The organism is Phocaeicola fibrisolvens (genome assembly GCF_025567125.1).
Lineage (GTDB): Bacteria > Bacteroidota > Bacteroidia > Bacteroidales > Bacteroidaceae > Phocaeicola > Phocaeicola fibrisolvens.
Window position 1 is genome coordinate 1 of sequence record NZ_JAOQJI010000105.1, and the last position, 817, is coordinate 817.

Genomic DNA, 817 nt, shown 5'->3' on the forward strand with positions numbered 1-817 from the left:
CAGAGAAAACGCATCAATCTCCGATATTAAGGAAGTTAATTGTTTCCAGAATAAGTTTCTCCATGAAATTCTCATCCCATCCTGCCATCAGTCTTTTTCTCCCTATCGGTATTTTCTTTTCATTCCTCTTAAGCACTGCTGTAACCATTTTCGTTATAATAGAATAGTTTATAGCCGAGTTCATTTTCTTTTTACTGTCATCTTCTCTGAATTCCACATCAAGCATCCTGTGAAGTCCATTTTCCACCTGCCAGTGATTCCTCTTATGCATAATCAGACTTGCGGCATTTTTTTCCAAAGAGGTGATAAAGTATTGTGTATCTTTTGTTTCCTCTCCTGTTTTCTTGTTCTTGCGTACGGTGTTGAATACTCCAAAAGTCTTTATTCCCGCCCATTTCCTGTACATGCTTCCCAGCATGTATTTTTCCTGAACAGTAAAACAGCTTCTGGTTACGGTATATCCGTGAGCCTTTTCATCAACTATGGTAACATCATCATTACGGTTTTCTCTTTTTTTGAGCATATTCCAGCCGACGATCTCCTCTATCTCTTTGCGCAAAAGAAGCTGGTTGTCCTTGACTATAAGAAGATAATCAGCTCCTTTTTTGAAAATCGCCTCCGCTATTTCCCTCTGCGTACCCATGGCGTCCATTGTTACAAGGTCTCCTTTGCCAATTGACAACGATTCTATCAGTGCCTTGTCAGCCGTAATCTCATTACTTTTTTCCGGTACACGTTCCTGTCCGAGAGAAACCTCATGGGTCACATCGTATGCACTTACAATGTGTACTCTGGCTTTTCCGCCGTCATTGTCTGC

At 40.9% G+C, this 817-nt stretch carries 1 protein-coding gene; it reads right to left on the reverse strand.

The genetic code is table 11. From position 1 onward, the window contains the following. Positions 1–13 precede the first annotated feature (13 nt). Positions 14–817 (reverse strand): ISAs1 family transposase (locus OCV81_RS17700; protein WP_148331134.1); only part of this gene is annotated, 804 nt, incomplete at its 5' end.